The organism is Mesorhizobium sp. B2-3-13, assembly GCF_006442195.1.
In the GTDB taxonomy this organism is placed as follows: Bacteria; Pseudomonadota; Alphaproteobacteria; order Rhizobiales; family Rhizobiaceae; genus Mesorhizobium; species Mesorhizobium salmacidum.
The window spans coordinates 89,075-105,193 of sequence record NZ_VFVQ01000001.1; the positions used below are offsets into that span (position 1 = coordinate 89,075).

General features: G+C 63.2%; 12 protein-coding genes and 2 pseudogenes. 11 read left to right on the forward strand and 3 right to left on the reverse strand.

Annotated elements, in window-relative coordinates:
• Positions 1 to 40: 40 nt before the first annotated feature.
• Positions 41 to 2,254: pseudogene (locus FJ941_RS00380) on the forward strand (ABC transporter ATP-binding protein); the annotation flags it as partial.
• A gap of 593 nt (positions 2,255 to 2,847) precedes the next feature.
• Here FJ941_RS00380 and FJ941_RS00385 read toward each other — a convergent pair.
• On the reverse strand, positions 2,848 to 3,438 hold the full coding sequence (locus FJ941_RS00385) for a transglycosylase SLT domain-containing protein (RefSeq protein ID WP_140502338.1): 591 nt from the start codon (positions 3,436 to 3,438) through the stop codon (positions 2,848 to 2,850).
• Between the two features lie 215 nt (positions 3,439 to 3,653).
• On the opposite strand from FJ941_RS00385, the gene FJ941_RS00390 reads away from it, so the two are divergent.
• On the forward strand, positions 3,654 to 5,192 hold the full coding sequence (locus FJ941_RS00390; RefSeq protein WP_140502339.1) for a trimethylamine methyltransferase family protein: 1,539 nt from the start codon (positions 3,654 to 3,656) through the stop codon (positions 5,190 to 5,192).
• A gap of 79 nt (positions 5,193 to 5,271) precedes the next feature.
• Positions 5,272 to 7,713 (forward strand): FAD-dependent oxidoreductase, encoded by a 2,442-nt coding sequence (locus FJ941_RS00395; protein WP_140502340.1) that lies wholly within the window; start codon positions 5,272 to 5,274, stop codon positions 7,711 to 7,713.
• A gap of 20 nt (positions 7,714 to 7,733) precedes the next feature.
• On the opposite strand, the gene FJ941_RS00400 is transcribed toward FJ941_RS00395, so the two are convergent.
• Complete coding sequence (locus FJ941_RS00400) at positions 7,734 to 8,129, reverse strand: DoxX family protein (protein WP_140502341.1); 396 nt, start codon at positions 8,127 to 8,129, stop codon at positions 7,734 to 7,736.
• 202 nt (positions 8,130 to 8,331) lie between these two features.
• Between FJ941_RS00400 and FJ941_RS00405 the strand changes: the two genes are divergently transcribed.
• Positions 8,332 to 8,823, forward strand: a complete 492-nt coding sequence (locus tag FJ941_RS00405) for a hypothetical protein (protein ID WP_181169683.1) — start codon at positions 8,332 to 8,334, stop codon at positions 8,821 to 8,823.
• 45 nt (positions 8,824 to 8,868) lie between these two features.
• On the opposite strand, the gene FJ941_RS00410 is transcribed toward FJ941_RS00405, so the two are convergent.
• Positions 8,869 to 9,645: a VOC family protein gene (locus FJ941_RS00410; RefSeq protein WP_140502343.1), complete on the reverse strand. Its 777-nt coding sequence runs from the start codon at positions 9,643 to 9,645 to the stop codon at positions 8,869 to 8,871.
• A gap of 175 nt (positions 9,646 to 9,820) precedes the next feature.
• Between FJ941_RS00410 and FJ941_RS00415 the strand changes: the two genes are divergently transcribed.
• The 7 genes and pseudogenes from FJ941_RS00415 to FJ941_RS00445 form a co-directional block, all read left to right on the forward strand.
• Positions 9,821 to 10,546 carry a gamma-glutamylcyclotransferase gene (locus FJ941_RS00415; protein WP_140502344.1) on the forward strand — a complete coding sequence of 242 codons (726 nt, stop codon included), beginning with the start codon at positions 9,821 to 9,823 and terminating at the stop codon, positions 10,544 to 10,546.
• A gap of 121 nt (positions 10,547 to 10,667) precedes the next feature.
• Entirely contained in the window at positions 10,668 to 12,023 is a 1,356-nt protein-coding gene (locus FJ941_RS00420; RefSeq protein WP_140502345.1) for an NAD(P)-dependent oxidoreductase, read from the forward strand.
• A gap of 5 nt (positions 12,024 to 12,028) precedes the next feature.
• Positions 12,029 to 12,871, forward strand: a complete 843-nt coding sequence (locus FJ941_RS00425) for a methyltransferase domain-containing protein (RefSeq protein ID WP_140502346.1) — start codon at positions 12,029 to 12,031, stop codon at positions 12,869 to 12,871.
• A 12-nt stretch (positions 12,872 to 12,883) separates the two neighbouring features.
• Complete coding sequence (preA, locus tag FJ941_RS00430; protein ID WP_140502347.1) at positions 12,884 to 14,197, forward strand: NAD-dependent dihydropyrimidine dehydrogenase subunit PreA; 1,314 nt, start codon at positions 12,884 to 12,886, stop codon at positions 14,195 to 14,197.
• 113 nt (positions 14,198 to 14,310) lie between these two features.
• Positions 14,311 to 14,829 carry an Rrf2 family transcriptional regulator gene (locus tag FJ941_RS00435; protein ID WP_140502348.1) on the forward strand — a complete coding sequence of 173 codons (519 nt, stop codon included), beginning with the start codon at positions 14,311 to 14,313 and terminating at the stop codon, positions 14,827 to 14,829.
• 28 nt (positions 14,830 to 14,857) lie between these two features.
• Positions 14,858 to 15,316 (forward strand): carboxymuconolactone decarboxylase family protein, encoded by a 459-nt coding sequence (locus FJ941_RS00440; protein ID WP_140502350.1) that lies wholly within the window; start codon positions 14,858 to 14,860, stop codon positions 15,314 to 15,316.
• A gap of 67 nt (positions 15,317 to 15,383) precedes the next feature.
• Positions 15,384 to 15,744 (forward strand): annotated as a pseudogene (locus tag FJ941_RS00445) (DoxX family protein); the annotation flags it as partial.
• Positions 15,745 to 16,119 lie beyond the last annotated feature (375 nt).

Consider the following 16,119-nt stretch of genomic DNA (forward strand, 5'->3'; position numbering starts at 1 on the left):
CCTTGACCCGCGTCTGGTAAAATTTGGATTGGAGCGACCCATGAACGAGGCAGTTCGAAATCCCGCCAAGCCGACCAATGGGCCGACCAATGGGCCGATCATCGAGATCGAGAACCTGTCGATCTCCTTCTTCACCCGCAAGGGCGAGATACCGGCGGTGATGGATTTTTCCTGCACGGTCATGCCGGGCGAGGCGATGGGCATCGTCGGTGAATCCGGCTGCGGCAAGTCGACCGTATCGCTCGGCATCATGCGCGACCTGTCCAACATCGGAAAGATCGTCGGCGGCAAGATCAAGTTCCAGGGCAAGGACATGGGCGAGCTCTCCGACGAGGAACTGCGCGCCATCCGCGGCAACAAGATCGCCATGATCTACCAGGAGCCGATGGCCAGCCTCAATCCGGCGATGAAGATCGGCCAGCAGCTGATGGAAGTGCCGTTGATCCACGATAAGGTGTCGAAGGAAGAGGCCTACTCCAGGGCGCTCGAAATGGTGCGCTCGGTTAAGCTTCCCGATCCCGAGCGCATGATGCGCTCCTATCCGCACCAGCTTTCCGGCGGCCAGCAGCAGCGCATCGTCATTGCCATGGCGCTGCTGTCGAAGCCGGCGCTGCTTCTGCTCGACGAGCCGACCACCGCGCTCGACGTGACCGTGGAAGCGGGCATCGTCGACCTGGTGAAGGGGTTGGGCGAGAAGTTCGGCACCTCGATGATCTTCGTCTCGCACAATCTCGGCCTGATCCTTGAAACCTGCGACCGCATCACGGTGATGTATTCGGGCGAGGCGGTGGAGACGGGCAAGATCAAGGACGTCTTCGACCGGATGCGCCACCCCTATACGCAAGGGCTGTTCCGTTCGATCCCGCTGCCGGGCGCCGACAAGAACTCGCGGCCGCTGATTGCGATTCCCGGCCAATTGCCGCTGCCGCACGAGCGGCCGAAAGGCTGCAATTTCGGCCCGCGCTGCCACCATTTCGTCGAGGGCGTCTGCAACGCCGCCGAGATCCCGATGATCGAGGTCGCGGGTCACGAAGGCCATTTCTCGCGTTGCGTACGCTTCAACGAGATCGACTGGGACGCGCTGCCGCCCGGCGCCAAGAAGATCAATGAACGTGTCGTGCCCGGCGCGCCGGTGCTCAAGATCGAGGACCTCCGGAAATATTATAAGGTCGGCGGCAGCGAGGTGTTCGGCTCGAGCGAAGGCCGCGTCGTCAAGGCCAACGAGACGATCTCGTTCATGGCGCGCGAATCCGAGACGGTCGCCATCGTCGGCGAATCCGGCTGCGGGAAGTCGACGCTGGCCAAGGTGCTGCTCGGGCTTGAGACGGCCAGTTCCGGCAGCGTGACGCTGGGCAACAAGGAAATCCAATCGACCGGCATCGAGAAGCGCAGCGTCGACACTGTGTCGTCGATCCAGATGGTGTTCCAGAATCCGTTCGACACGCTCAACCCCAGCCATTCGGTCGGGTCGCAGATCATCCGCACGCTGGAAAAATTCAATGTCGGCAAGACCGTTGCCGACCGGCGCAAGCGCATGCTGGAACTGCTCGACCTGGTGAAACTGCCGCGCGCCTTCGAGACGCGCAAGCCGCGCCAGCTTTCCGGCGGCCAGAAGCAGCGTATCGGCGTGGCACGCGCCTTTGCCGGCGACGCCAAGGTAGTCGTGGCCGACGAGCCGGTTTCGGCGCTCGACGTTTCGGTGCAGGCGGCGGTGACCGAACTGCTGATGGACATCCAGCGCAAGAACAAGACGACAATGCTGTTCATCAGCCACGATCTGTCCGTCGTGCGCTACATCGCGGACCGCGTCGTCGTCATGTATCTCGGCTATATCGTCGAGCAGGGCACGACCGACCAGATCTTCGCACCGCCCTATCATCCCTATACCGAGGCGCTGCTGTCGGCGATCCCGATTGCCGATACCAGCGTGGTCAAGAAGCACATCGTGCTGGAGGGCGACATACCCTCGGCGATGAACCCGCCGTCCGGCTGTCCGTTCCAGACACGCTGCGGCTACAAGAAGTTGGTTCCCGACAATTTGTGCGAGACCAAGGTGCCGCCGGTCAAGAATCTCGGCGACGGCCATATGAGCCTGTGCTGGCTTTCCGACGACGTGCTCAAGACCATGGAGCCGGTGATCAAGTTCGACAAGGAACACGCCGCCCATGAGGGCGTGCCGGACGATGCGCCGCATGGCGACGGTCCGGGCTTTGCCGGTACGCCGCCCAACCGACCACATGGCAAGACGGCCAGTGCGGAAGCCGACGCCGTGGGGGAGGCCGCCGAGGAGGCCGAAGCCGTTTCGCGGGCTCGCCGCCACGAAGTTCGGGACGAGGTCTCCGAGACCGGCGATGCCTCTCCGAAGCCCGCCAACGCCACCTCCGCGCCGTTCACCCCAAGGACGCTTGGAGACGGCCGCCAGGCGGAGAACGCACGCGTGGCACCAATTGGTGAGCCTGCGGTGAGGCAGACCAAATCAAGCCAAAGTGCGACAAAGGCGAGCGCGACTGCGGAGCCAGCCCGTCTGGCCGGCGCAAATGTCGACAAGAATCGCCCGTCCGGCATCGCCAGGCCTGCCAAACCCGATGACCTCAAGCTGATCTCCGGCGTCGACCCGAAGACAGAGGGCATTCTCAATGGCCTCGGCATCTTCACCTACGCTCAGGTCGCCGCATGGAAGAAGGCAGAGCGCGAGTGGGTTGACGATCATCTGAGATTCCACGGCCGTATCGAGCGCGAGGACTGGGTCAGGCAGGCAAAGGCGCTAGCCAAAGGCGGCGAGGCTGAATACATCAAGGTGTTCGGCAAGAAGCCGCGCTGAAAGGCCACGACCGTTGCGGCAACCCTTTAGTTGCCGCACTGGCTCAGTTGCTGTGCATAGTCGCGGGCCATCTTGTCGGTGGCCCTTGCATAGCCCTGGACGCCGGCATCGCCACGATTGCCTCGGCCATACGCGGTCCAGCCGAGATAGTAGGCGAGATAGAGGTTGTAGGTGTCGTTGCGCGCGACGCCGTATGCGTCTGATGTCTTGGAATGATACCAGCCGACGAAGTCGACGGCGTCGGCGAATTTCGTCCGCCGCGCCGCCCAGTTGCCGGTCTCGCTCTGGTATTGCGACCAGGTTCCGTCCAGCGCCTGCGAGAAGCCAGTGGCCGAGGAGACATGTTTCCACGGAATGAAGCCAAGCAGCTTGGTGCGCGGCGGCCGGGCGTTGCTCTTGAAGCCGGATTCCTTGCGCACGGTGGCCATCAGCACCGGCACCGGCACACCGTATTTCTGGGAGGCGCGTTCGGCGGCCGACTGCCAATTGTCGAACCAGCCGTCATTCTGGTCGAAGACGGCGCAGACATTGTTGATGTGGCTGGGCGCGGTGGCGCAAGCCGAAAGTGCCAGCAGCGCGCACACCGCTACAATTTTACTAAAACTCGACCTACGCATTGGATGAGCAATAAGCCGAAATCATAAAGGGAATCTTGCTGCCGCCGTTAACGCACGGTCGGCACGAGCAGGTGAGAAATGCGATATCGGTATTCCGACGCCAATTGTCGTCTTTTCTAGACAGGCATTGCAGATGTGCCGCCTTGGCTAAAATCACGCCGGCAAACGGCGTATTTCTGACAGACCGGCCGCGCTGCCGAAGCTTTGATGCCGGCATGACCGAACCAAGACGCAAACGCGGCGCCGAGCGTACCAGCAACAGGGGGCCAGCGCCCATCGCGCAGCTGCCGCCCAGACGGGTGACGAATCCGTATCCGCCGATGGCGTTGCTGTCACCAGACCAGATCGAGGCGATCCATCAGGCGTCGATGCATATATTGGAGAATTTCGGCATCGAGGTGATGAGCCCGCGTGCGCTGTCGCTGTTCGAGAAAGCCGGCGCCAAGGTCGATCTCGCCTCGGCCAATGTGCGCGTCGATCGCGGCATGGTCGACGAGGCGCTGAAGACGACGCGATCTACCTATACGCTGACCCCACGCAACCCGGCCAAGTCAATCCATCTCGGTGGCAGCACCATCAATTTCACGCTTGTGGCCGGTCCTCCCAATGTGCACGACATGGAGCGCGGCCGCCGTGCCGGCAATCTGCGCGACTATGCCGATCTCACCCGGCTGGCGCAGCATTTCAACTGTATCCACATGCTTGGTAACCAGGTCTGCGCGCCGGTTGAACTGCCGGCCAACTCACGCCATCTCGACACCTACCTCACCAATCTGACGCTGACTGACAAGAGCTTCCATGTCTCGGCGATCGGCCGGGGCAGGGCTCTGGACGGCATCGAGATGATGGCGATTTCGCGCGGGCTGACGCTGGATCAGATGCGGGATGATCCCGGCATCGCCACCATCATCTCGGTCAACTCGCCGCGCCGCTTCGACGAGATGATGGCCGAAGGGCTGATGACCATGGCGGAGTACGGCCAGTCGGTGGCGGTGACACCGTTCACGCTGATGGGGGCGATGAGCCCGGTGACGCTGGCCGGTGCCTTGGCGCAGCAGAATGCGGAGGCGCTGTTCGGTGTTGTGCTGACGCAACTCGTGCGTCCCGGCGCGCCTGTGATGTACGGCGCCTTCACGTCCAATGTCGATATGAAGTCCGGCGCGCCGGCTTTCGGCACGCCTGAAAACACCAAGGCCAACATTGCCTCGGGTCAATTGGCGCGGCGCTACGGCCTGCCATACCGGACGACGCCCGGCTCGGCTTCCAACGCCGCCGATGCGCAAGGCGCCTATGAGACGCTGATGGCGCTGTGGGGCGCGGTGCTTGGCCATGGCAATCTCGTCTACCACGCCGCCGGTTGGCAGGAAGGCGGGCTGACGGCGTCGTTCGAGAAATTCATCATCGACGTCGAGATGATCCAGCACATGATGGAGTTTTTGCGCCCGATCGTGGTCGACGAAGCCGAGCTTGCCGTCGAGGCGCTGGGCGCGGTGCCGACCGGCGGCCATTTCTTCGGCGAGCCGCACACACTGGAGCGCTATGCGACCGCCTTCTACCAGCCAATGCTCTCCAACTGGCAGAATTTCGAAGCCTGGCAGGAAGCCGGCGGCCTCGACGCAACCGCGCGCGCGACGCGGCTGTGGAAGAAGGCGCTGGCGGATTATGTCGAGCCGACAATGGATATTGCCGTACGTGAAGAGCTCGAGGCCTATGTGGCCAAGCGCAAGGAAGCGATCGGGCAGGGCGAGCCGTGATTTCCTTGGCGCCGGCGCGCGGCTCCTGCTGTCCCGATTCATATCTCCCATCCAACTCACTGATATCAGAGAAAAACCCATGAAATCGCATGCAAAAGTCGTGGTCATTGGCGGTGGCGTCGTTGGGTGCTCGGTGCTGTTCCACCTCGCCCGCCATGGCTGGACCGACATCGTGCTCCTGGAGCGCGACGAATTGACATCCGGCTCGACCTGGCACGCGGCCGGCGGCATGCACACGATCAATGGCGACCCCAACGTCGCCAAGCTGCAGAAATACACAATCAACCTCTACAAGGAGATCGAGGAGCTGTCGGGGCAGGCGACCGGCGTCCACCTGACCGGCGGCGTGCTTCTGGCTGCCACCGAGGCGCGGCTTGACTGGCTGCGAGGGGTCGTCGCCAAAGGCCGTTATCTCGGCATCGAGCTGGAGGAAATCTCGCCGAAAGAGGCGGCCGAGCTGATGCCGCTGCTCGACCCCAGCCAATTCGTTGGCGCCGTCCGCAACAAGGAGGACGGCCACCTCGATCCCTCGGGCGTCACGCATGCCTATGCCAAGGCGGCGCGAAAGCTGGGCGCCGAGATCGAACGTTTCACCAAGGTGGAGGATATCGTGCGCCGTCCCGACGGGATGTGGCGCGTCATAAGCAACAAGGGCGAGGTGGTGGCCGAGCATGTCGTCAATGCCGGCGGCCTGTGGGCGCGCGAAGTCGGCCGCATGGTCGGGCTCGAACTGCCGGTGCTGGCGATGGAGCACATGTACCTGATCACCGAGGATATGCCGGAGGTCGCGGCCTGGAATGCCAAAACCGGCACCGAGGTCATCCATGCGGTCGATTTCGACGGCGAGCTCTATCTTCGCCAGGAGCGCGGCGGCATGCTGATGGGAACCTATGAGAAGGCCAACAAGCCGTGGTCCGAGTATCAGACGCCGTGGAATTTCGGCCATGAGTTGCTGGCGCCCGATATCGACCGCATCGCGCCGTCGCTCGAGGTCGGGTTCCGACATTTCCCGGCTTTCCAGAACACCGGCATCAAGCAGATCATCAACGGGCCTTTCACCTTCGCGCCCGACGGCAACCCGCTGGTCGGGCCGGTGCGCGGCCTGCCGGGCTTCTGGGTCGCCTGCGGCGTGATGGCCGGCTTCAGCCAGGGCGGCGGCGTCGGGCTCGCGCTGTCCAACTGGATGATCGAGGGCGACCCCGGCGCCGATATCTGGGCGATGGACGTGGCGCGCTACGGCGACTGGGCGACCATGGCCTACACCAACGCCAAGGTCCGCGAGAATTACTCCAGGCGTTTTTCGATCCGCTTCCCCAATGAGGAATTGCCGGCCGGGCGGCCGCTGAAGACGACGCCCGTCTACGATTTGTTGTCGGCCAAGGGCGCGCAATGGGGCGTCGCCTATGGGCTGGAGGTGCCGCTCTGGTACGCGCCGGAAGGCATCAAGGACGAGTTCTCATGGCGGCGCTCGAGCGACTTCACCCATGTCGCCGCCGAAGTCGCGACTGTGCGCTCAGGCGTCGGCTTGTCGGAGATATCGAGCTTTGCCAAATACAAGGTGACGGGCGAGGGGGCGGCGGCCTGGCTCGACCGGATGCTCGCTTGCAAGCTGCCAAAGCCCGGTCGCATGACCCTGGCGCCGATGCTGAAGGAAGACGGCAGGCTGCTCGGCGATTTCACGCTGGCCAATCTGGGCCCCCAAGATCGGGAAGAAGGGGGCTGGTTCCTGGCCGGCTCCGGCATTGCCGAGCAATATCACATGCGCTGGTTCGAGCAGCATCTGCCTGATGATGGCTCGGTCCATATCGAAGCGCTGGGGCAAAAGCTCACCGGCCTGTCGATTGCCGGTCCCAGGGCGAGGGACGTGCTGGCGAAAGCCACGCGCTCCGACATATCGAACGCGGTGTTTCCCTTCATGGCCATTGGCAAGATGGATATCGGCATGGCGCCGTGCCTGGTCGGCCGCGTCAGCTACACCGGGGATCTCGGCTACGAGATCTGGGTGGCGCCGGAATATCAGCGCGCCGCCTACCAGGCGCTGATGGCGGCGGGAGCGGAATTTGGCATCGGCCTGTTCGGTTCGCGCGCGCTCAACGCGCTGCGGCTGGAGAAGAACTATGGTTCATGGGGGCGCGAATACCGGCCGATCTACGGGCCGCTGGAAGCCGGACTCGATCGTTTCGTCGCCTACGGCAAGGACGCCGATTTCATCGGCAAGGCGGCGGCGCTGGCCGAGCGCAAACAGGGCGGCAAGTTGCGGCTACGCGCCTTCATCGTCGATGCCAAGGATGCCGACGTCATCGGCGACGAGCCGATCTGGTTTGGCGGCGTGGTGCGCGGCTGGGTGACGTCGGGCGGCTACGCCCATCATTCGAAGAAGTCGGTCGCCGTCGGCTACGTGCCGAAGGAGATCGCCGACGAGAGCGACGGCTTCGAGATCGAGGTGCTGGGCAAGCGGCATGCGGCGCGCATGCAGGCGGCGCCGCTGTTCGATGCTAATTTCGAACGGATGCGGGGGTGAGAGCGCACCCCCGCATGGGATCATGCGTTGCGGCGGGTGTCGAGCGCAAAGGCGCCAGCGCCGGCGAAGACCAGATAGAGAAAGATAAAGCAGAACGAGATCGCCGAATCGCCGCCGTTGTTGACGGGGAAAAAGTCGCGCGGCATATGCGCCACGAAATAGGCGATCGCCATTTCGCCGGCCAGAAGGAACGCGACCGGGCGGGTGAAAAGGCCCAGTGCCAGCAGAATGCCGCCGAGGAATTCGAGGATGCCGGCTGCCAGCGGCAGTCCGCTCAACGCGGCGGCGGCGTGCTCGCCTGCGGGGAAATTGAACAGTTTCTGGCTTCCGTGCTCGACGAACTGCAGCGCCGTCATAATGCGCAGAACGCCAAGCGCCTGCGGCTGGTATCTGGCAAGGCCATCGAAAAGCTTCATCCAAAACTCCATTTGGCTTCTCGGCTCGCCCATAGGTTATCGCCCGGCTATGGACCATTCACTTCCCCTGGCCTGCCGTCAACAATTGGTGATTGGAAATGTTCCCCAGCCTGACCTTTGATATTGTGCCCGTTAGGGTTGCAATTATATCGCTATGGTTGTATTGATTTATGGACACTCCAGACATGTGGGTCCCCTCGCCATGAAAAAAGTCACCATCGGCCTGTTCGCAATCCTTATGGGCACCACCAGCTTCGCCATGGCCGAGGACGCCGGCTGCGAGGCCTTCAAATGGCCGGTGACGCGCGAACAGGCGCTGTTTGCGGCTGCGCCCTCAGCGCCGTCCGGAGCGACGCTCGCGGTGGGTGCCGCTGCGGATCTGGCGCTGGTGCCGGCCGAGAAGGCCGGTTTCGCGGTGCCGCCCGAACGGGTCCCCGCGGAGGGCACGTTCGGCGCCGTAGCCAGCGTGGCGGTTCCGCCGGAGGGGGCCATCCAGATCAGCCTGTCGGGCGAGGCCTGGATCGATGTGATCCAGGACGGCCATGCCGTGAAATCGGCGGGTTATAGCGGTGTCAAAACCTGCCCCGGCATCCGCAAGAGCGTGCGCTTCAAGCTGGCGGCGGGCCAAGCCACCGTCCAGTTCAGTGGTGCCAAGAAAGAGACCCTCAAGGTCGCGGTGCTGGCGCCGGAATGAGCCGACGCCAGCAGGCGTGATTTCAGTGGTTGGCGTAAGCGCTCGCTACCGCACCGGCGCCATCAGAGCGAAATGCGCGCCTTGCGGGTCCTGGCATTGCACGACCCAGCTGCCTCCGGGCACCTCCATGGGTCCCATCAGGATCTTGCCGCCATTGTCGGTGACGCGTTTGGCGGCCGCGTCGATGCCGGTGACATTGAAATAGAACTGCCAGACCGGCACCGGTATCTGCTCGGGCTTGTTCATGATGCCGCCACCGGATTCAGGGCCGGCGGTAAAGGTCTGATAGATGCCCATCGGGCCCATGTCGAATTCGCCGGCATTGGTCCAGCCGAACTGGCTGGAATAGAAATCGAAGGCGGCCTTCCAATCGCTCGTATAAAGCTCGTGCCAGCCAATATGGCCAGGCGTGCTGGCCGGCACAACCGGCTGGTCGGGGCCGTTCGGCTGCAGGAACATGAACGTCGCGCCTTGCGGATCGGCGACGACGGCGAAGCGGCCGACGCCTGGAATGTCGTCGGGCTGGCGGTGAACGGCACCACCTGCCTTTTCCAGCGACGCGGTAGCGGCATCGACATCCCTTGCATGGATATAGCCCAGCCAGGCGGGCGGCATACCCATATTGGCCGCATCCTCCGGCATCGTCATCAGGCCGCCGACGCCACGCTCGCCGACATTCATGACGATATAGCGCGGCATACCTGGGGCCTTGTCGAAGGGCTCGGCCCTCCAGCCGACCACGGTTGTATAGAAAGCCTCCGCGGCGTCGAGGTCCGACGTCATCAGTTCGTACCAGAAGAAGGGCATCGGGGATTTTGGCATGGTCGGTCTCCTCACCGTTGTGCACCGATCGTCGTTCGATCCATCCTAGGACGATCTCGACGACAGAAATCCGACATCTGGGCTAGAAATCGGGAACGGCAAGGCCAGCCTCCTGGTATCTTGCGCGCCTTGCGATTTTCGCCTTTGCTTGGCCACGAGAAGGGGGCCTCGATCCATGCGGCAGATGTCGCTTACAGCCGAGCTTGTTACACTGTGCCATCGCGAGGAGGCCGATCCCGGGCCCAGCGGCAGCTGGACGCAGCTGAGCGACGAGGATTTCCGGGTCCTTTCCGCGCGGCTGTCCGATGAAGCCGATGCGGGGCCGCTATGGGTGTTCGCCTATGGCTCACTGATCTGGAAGCCGGCTTTCGAGTCCGTCGAACGCCAGCGCGCCACCGCCCATGGCTGGCATCGCTCCTTCTGTATCGACATGGTCCGCTGGCGCGGCAGTGTCGCGCAGCCAGGACTGATGATGGCGCTCGAACGCGGCGGGCGATGCGATGGTGTGATCTATCGTCTACCGGAAGGGGAGAAGGCTGCTCAGATCGAAAGACTGTTGCGGCGCGAGATCGACGATCACGAGAGCGTCGCGTCGGTCAGGTGGGTCCCGGTGCGTACGGCGCAAGGGCATCTGCGGGCGCTGGGTTTCTGGGTCGGGGTGACGGGCAGAGGCACTTCGCTCGGGCAGCCGCTGGAGACAGTAGCACGGGTGCTGGCGCGCGCCTGCGGCCATGTCGGCTCCGGGGCGGAATATCTTTACAACACGGTCAGCCACCTCGAGGAATTCGGCATCCGCGACCGCAATCTTTGGACGTTGCAGCGATTGGTCGCCGACGAGATCAGGTCGATCCACGGCAATGGCAGGGGTGGCGACCTTATCCCAGCGTCATCGTCATCATAACATGAATACAGGTGTCATGTTTTCTTCCGGTCTTTTCAACGACTTGCGTCAAAAATTGACCAATTGATAAAAAAATAAAACGTGCTAGCCTTCCCCAAAACGAAAACATGGGGAACTGAGAATGCCAGAAGGCCAGTTCAAAGAGGGTATTGTCGGCGGCCGACTTCCGCCCGACCAATACGCGGACAATTTTTCCGACCTGCATCCCCCGCTCGATCATCACGAGGCGCTGGTCGAATCCGACCGCTGCTATTTCTGCTACGACGCGCCGTGCATGAATGCATGTCCGACCTCGATCGACATTCCGATGTTCATCCGCCAGATCTCGACCGGCAACCCGATCGGGTCGGCCAAGACCATCTTCGACCAGAACATCCTGGGGGGCATGTGCGCCCGCGTCTGCCCGACCGAGACGCTGTGCGAGGAGGTCTGCGTGCGCGAGGTGGCGGAAGGCAAGCCGGTGCAGATCGGCCGTTTGCAGCGCTACGCCACCGATGTCGCGATGAGCGAGAATAAGCAGTTTTATCCACGCGCCGAGCCAACGGGCAAGACGGTCGCCGTGGTCGGCGCCGGCCCGGCCGGCCTTGCCGCGGCGCACCGGCTCGCCCGCCACGGCCATGACGTGACCATCCTGGAGGCGCGCCCGAAGGCCGGCGGTCTCAACGAATATGGTATCGCCGCCTACAAGAGCGTCGACAACTTCGCCCAGGCCGAGGTCGACTACGTCACCGCGATCGGTGGCATCGACATCCAGAACGGCAAGGCGCTTGGCCGCGACTACCAGTTCTCCGACCTGATCCGCAACTACGATGCGGTGTTCCTCGGCATGGGGCTTGGCGGCGTCAACGCGCTGCGCGCCGATGGCGAGGATGCCGCCGGCGTCACCAACGCGGTCGAATTCATTGCCGAGCTGCGCCAGGCCAGCGACCTCTCAGGCTTGCCGGTTGGCCGCCGCGTCGTCGTCATCGGCGGCGGCATGACGGCGATCGACGCCGCCGTGCAGTCGAAGCTGCTTGGCGCCGAGGAGGTGACGATCTGCTACCGGCGCGGCCAGGAGCATATGAACGCCTCCGAGTTCGAGCAGGACCTGGCCGCCGCCAACGGCGTCACCATCCGCCATTGGCTGCAGCCGAAGCGGGTGATCGCTGAAGGTGGCAAGGTCAGTGCCATCGAACTCGAATACACCGCGCTCATCGGGGACAAGCTTGCCGGCACCGGCGAGACGCTGACGCTGGTTGCCGACCAGGTGTTCAAGGCCATCGGCCAGAGTTTTGTGCCGGTCGCACTCAACGGCAGCGGGGCGTCAATCGACCTCGAAGCCGGCCGTATCAAGGTTGACGAGGAAGGGCGCACCTCGCTGGCCAAGGTCTGGGCCGGCGGCGACTGCATTTTTGGTGGCGACGACCTGACCGTCTCGGCCGTGGCGCAAGGGCGCGATGCGGCTGAGAGCATCCACAGGAGCCTGACCCAGGGATAAGGATCATGGCCACGGTGGAACCGGGCATTGCCCGTCACTACGAGATTTCAGGCCTGGAGCAGCGGATTCTTGCCGCGGTTGCCGATACTGGCGTGGAAATCGCCCGTCTGAGCGCCGACGATCTCGCCGCAGTCGACGAATTCCACATTGGCGGCGTGGCCGCCACCAGGGAACTCATCGACCAGATGGGGCTGAAGCCTGGAGTCCGGCTTCTCGACATCGGTTCAGGCATCGGCGGTCCGGCCCGTTTTGCCGCGAACAATGCCGGCGCCGACGTCACCGGCATCGACCTGACGCAAAGCTATGTCGACATCGCGGCCAGCCTGTCGAAACAGGTGGGAATGGACGGCAAGACGCGCTTCGTGCAGGGCAGCGCGCTGGACATGCCGTTCGACAAGGCCAGCTTCGATGCGGCAATGATCCTGCATGTCGGCATGAACCTGGCCGACAAGCGCAAACTGATGAGCGAGGCCGCCCGTGTGCTCAAGTCCGGCGGCGTCTTCGCTGTCTACGACGTGATGCGGCTCAAGGACGGCGCGCTGACTTATCCGCTGCCATGGGCATCCGACGAGACCATGTCCTTTGTCGCCACGCCAGACAACTATCGTTCGACGGCCACCGCGGCGGGCTTTTCGGTGACCGCGGAGCGCCCGCGCGGTGCTTTCGCCATCGAATTCTTCGCGAAGATGCGGGCCCGCATGGCGGCCGCGCAGGCCGAGGGCAAAAAGCCGCCGCCCGGCGTCGGCCTCGTCATGGGCGAGGATGCCCGCACCAAGATCGCCAATCTCACCGCCGCGCTTGAAGGCGGCATTCTTGCTCCCGTGGAAATGCTCCTTCGTCTCGGTTGAAAGGGACCTGTCATGGCTGACATCCGCAACAATTTCGTCGGCATCAAATCGCCCAATCCGTTCTGGCTGGCCTCGGCGCCGCCGACCGACAAGGCCTACAACGTCATCCGCGCCTTCAAGGCGGGGTGGGGCGGTGTGGTCTGGAAGACGCTGGGCGAAGAGGGGCCGCCGGTGGTCAATGTCAACGGCCCGCGCTACGGTGCGATCTGGGGCTCCGACCGGCGCCTGCTCGGTCTCAACAACATCGAGCTGATCACCGACCGCGATTTGCAGACCAATCTGCGCGAGATGAAGCAAGTCAAGATGGACTGGCCCGACCGTGCGCTGATCGCATCCATCATGGTACCGTGCGTCGAGGAAAGCTGGAAATCCATCCTGCCGCTGGTCGAGGAGACCGGAGCCGACGGCATCGAGCTCAATTTCGGCTGCCCGCACGGCATGTCGGAGCGCGGCATGGGGGCGGCCGTCGGCCAGGTGCCGGAATATATCGAAATGGTGGTGCGCTGGTGCAAGCAATATACGCGCATGCCCGTCATCACCAAGCTGACGCCCAACATCGCCGATATCCGCAAACCGGCGCGGGCAGCGCATGCCGGCGGCACCGACGCGGTGTCGCTGATCAACACCATCAATTCGATCACCGGCGTCGACCTCGACAGTTTCGCACCGATGCCGACCATCGACGGCAAGGGTTCGCATGGCGGCTATTGCGGCCCGGCGGTGAAGCCGATCGCCATGAACATGGTGGCCGAGATCGCGCGCGACCCCGAAACCCGCGACCTGCCGATCTCCGGCATCGGCGGCATCACCACGTGGCGGGACGCCGCCGAATTCATGGCGCTTGGCGCCGGCAACGTGCAGGTCTGTACGGCGGCGATGACCTACGGCTTCAAGATCGTGCAGGAGATGATCGCCGGCCTCGAAAACTGGATGGATGAGAAGGGCCACCGCTCGCTCGACGACATCATCGGCCGTGCCACGCCCAACGTCACCGACTGGCAGTACCTCAACCTCAACTATGTCGCCAAGGCGCGTATCGACCAGGATGCCTGCATCAAATGCGGCCGCTGCCACATCGCCTGCGAGGACACCTCGCACCAGGCGATCACCAGCATGGTCAACGGCGTCAGGCATTTCGAGGTGATCGAGGCCGAGTGCGTCGGCTGCAATCTGTGCGTCAATATCTGCCCGGTCGACAATTGCATCACCATGGAGCCGCTGGCGGCGGGCGCGTTGGACCAGCGCACCGGCAGACCGGTGTCGCCGGTCTATGCCAACTGGACGACGCATCCGAACAACCCGATGGCCAAGGTGGCGGCGGAGTAGCGAGCAGACATTCGACGAGAAAAACGGCGTCTTCGGGCGCCGTTTTTTCATTTCCCTATTGCAGATAAAGATTATCCACGATAAAACATATCCATGAATGGGAGATTGGCATCATGAAGCTGGGCGAGGGCGTTGAAGCGGCCATTCACTGCGCGGCCACGCTGGCCAGTGTCGAGGGCAACAGCACGATACCGGGCGCGGCCCTGGCGGAGGCCTTCGGCCTGTCGCCGACCTATCTCCTGAAGCATCTCAACATGTTGAGCGCGGCGCGGATCCTGGAATCGGTGCCGGGTCCCGCCGGCGGCTACCGGCTGGCGCGGGCTGCCGAGCGCATCACGCTGCTCGACATCGTGCTGGCCGTCGAAGGGCGCGAGCCGGCGTTTCGCTGCGGCGAGATCCGCCGCAACGGTCCGGTCAAGATCGACGCCTCGGCCTATGTCAAACCCTGCGGCATCAATGCCGCGATGCTGAAGGCCGAGCGCGCCTACCGGGCAGCGCTCGCAGAGGTGAAGCTGTCCGACATCGTGGCGGATTACGCGGCGGAAGGCGACCCCAGATCGTTTGCCGCGAGCTGCGCCTTTGTCGAGCGTCATCAGCGGCCGCAGAAATCCCGTTCAACCAACCAAGCCTAACCTCCCCAAAGATGCGAAAGGAAAGACGATGAAACAGAGACTGCAGTTTTTCGCCAAGGCGCCGGAAATCATGAAGGCGGTGACGGCACTCAACAAGGCGGTCGACGAATGCGGGCTGGAGGTGAGCCTGCTGCACCTGATCAAGCTCAGGGCCTCGCAGATCAACGGCTGTTCCTTCTGCGTCGAGATGCACAGCCGCGAAGCCAGGCGCGACGGTGAGACCGAACAGCGGCTCTATCTGGTCGCTGCCTGGAAGGAATCGCCGCTCTTCTCCGAGCGCGAACGCGCCGCCTTCGCCTGGACCGAAGCGGTGACCCTGGTCGCCAGCAACGGCGTATCGGACGAACTCTACGCCCGCACGCTCGAGCATTTCTCGGAAGAGGAACTGGTCAAGCTCTCCGTCGCGGTCGGCATGATCAACACATGGAACCGACTTTGCATTCCGTTCCACGCCATCCATCCGATGCCGGCCGCCAAGGCGGCCTGACAGTCCGGACATCTGTTGGGGCGCCGCCGGGGAAAGGCGGCGCCCCAACTGTTTCAAAGGGAGTTCAATGCCTCTCGATTTGTCTTCGACCTTGCTGTTTCTCGGCCGCCTGCTGCTCGGCGGCGCTTTCGTCTTCGCCGGCCTGCGCAACATCCAGCACGCGGCCTTCCTGGCCGAGTTGATGGCCGCGCGGCGCCCCGCGGGCGCTGTGGATCGGCATTGTCCTGCAGATCATAGGCGGCGCGCTGGTGATGGCCGGCCTCTGGACGGTAATCGCCTGCGCGGTGCTGGTGCTGTTCCTGATCGTCGCCACGCCGATGTTCCACAATTTCAGGGATCATCAGGGTCCAGACCGCGCAGCGCGCATCAACGGCCTCGTCGGCAATGTCCCTCTGAGCGGAGGTTTGACGCTGATCGCGCAGTCGCTGTGGGGGATCGCTATTTTGGATGGGATGGCCCTCACAATACTAAGCTGCCCCCTTCGTCGACGCTGCGATCGACGCAGCCCAGCTGGTGCCGATGATGTCTTTGTCGCTGGAACGAAATGGCTTCAAAGTCTCGATCATCTGCAGCAGGTTGGCCCTTCTGTTGGACCGATTTCTGGGAGTAGGCAATGAGGCTGCATAGCCCTCTACTTCCTCGAATGTGCAAATATCAACGTTCTTGTAGACGAGCTCTCCGTGTTCATTAGGCACCCGAATCTGGGGGGAGACGTTAAAATTTCCCCACATTGTGAGCTGGGTTGTACCCACACTTGCAGGGCCTCTCTCGCGAGCGCGCGAGAGTTCTCTTGCGAGAGCCAT

What these genes read in the sequence shown, in the direction of transcription:
- FJ941_RS00385 (WP_140502338.1), bottom strand. Translation starts at nt 3,438, where the DNA reads ATGCGTAGGTCGAGTTTTAGTAAAATTGTAGCGGTGTGCGCGCTGCTG.
- FJ941_RS00390 (WP_140502339.1), top strand. Translation starts at nt 3,654, where the DNA reads ATGACCGAACCAAGACGCAAACGCGGCGCCGAGCGTACCAGCAACAGG.
- FJ941_RS00395 (WP_140502340.1), top strand. Translation starts at nt 5,272, where the DNA reads ATGAAATCGCATGCAAAAGTCGTGGTCATTGGCGGTGGCGTCGTTGGG.
- FJ941_RS00400 (WP_140502341.1), bottom strand. Translation starts at nt 8,129, where the DNA reads ATGAAGCTTTTCGATGGCCTTGCCAGATACCAGCCGCAGGCGCTTGGC.
- FJ941_RS00405 (WP_181169683.1), top strand. Translation starts at nt 8,332, where the DNA reads ATGAAAAAAGTCACCATCGGCCTGTTCGCAATCCTTATGGGCACCACC.
- FJ941_RS00410 (WP_140502343.1), bottom strand. Translation starts at nt 9,645, where the DNA reads ATGCCAAAATCCCCGATGCCCTTCTTCTGGTACGAACTGATGACGTCG.
- FJ941_RS00415 (WP_140502344.1), top strand. Translation starts at nt 9,821, where the DNA reads ATGCGGCAGATGTCGCTTACAGCCGAGCTTGTTACACTGTGCCATCGC.
- FJ941_RS00420 (WP_140502345.1), top strand. Translation starts at nt 10,668, where the DNA reads ATGCCAGAAGGCCAGTTCAAAGAGGGTATTGTCGGCGGCCGACTTCCG.
- FJ941_RS00425 (WP_140502346.1), top strand. Translation starts at nt 12,029, where the DNA reads ATGGCCACGGTGGAACCGGGCATTGCCCGTCACTACGAGATTTCAGGC.
- preA (WP_140502347.1), top strand. Translation starts at nt 12,884, where the DNA reads ATGGCTGACATCCGCAACAATTTCGTCGGCATCAAATCGCCCAATCCG.
- FJ941_RS00435 (WP_140502348.1), top strand. Translation starts at nt 14,311, where the DNA reads ATGAAGCTGGGCGAGGGCGTTGAAGCGGCCATTCACTGCGCGGCCACG.
- FJ941_RS00440 (WP_140502350.1), top strand. Translation starts at nt 14,858, where the DNA reads ATGAAACAGAGACTGCAGTTTTTCGCCAAGGCGCCGGAAATCATGAAG.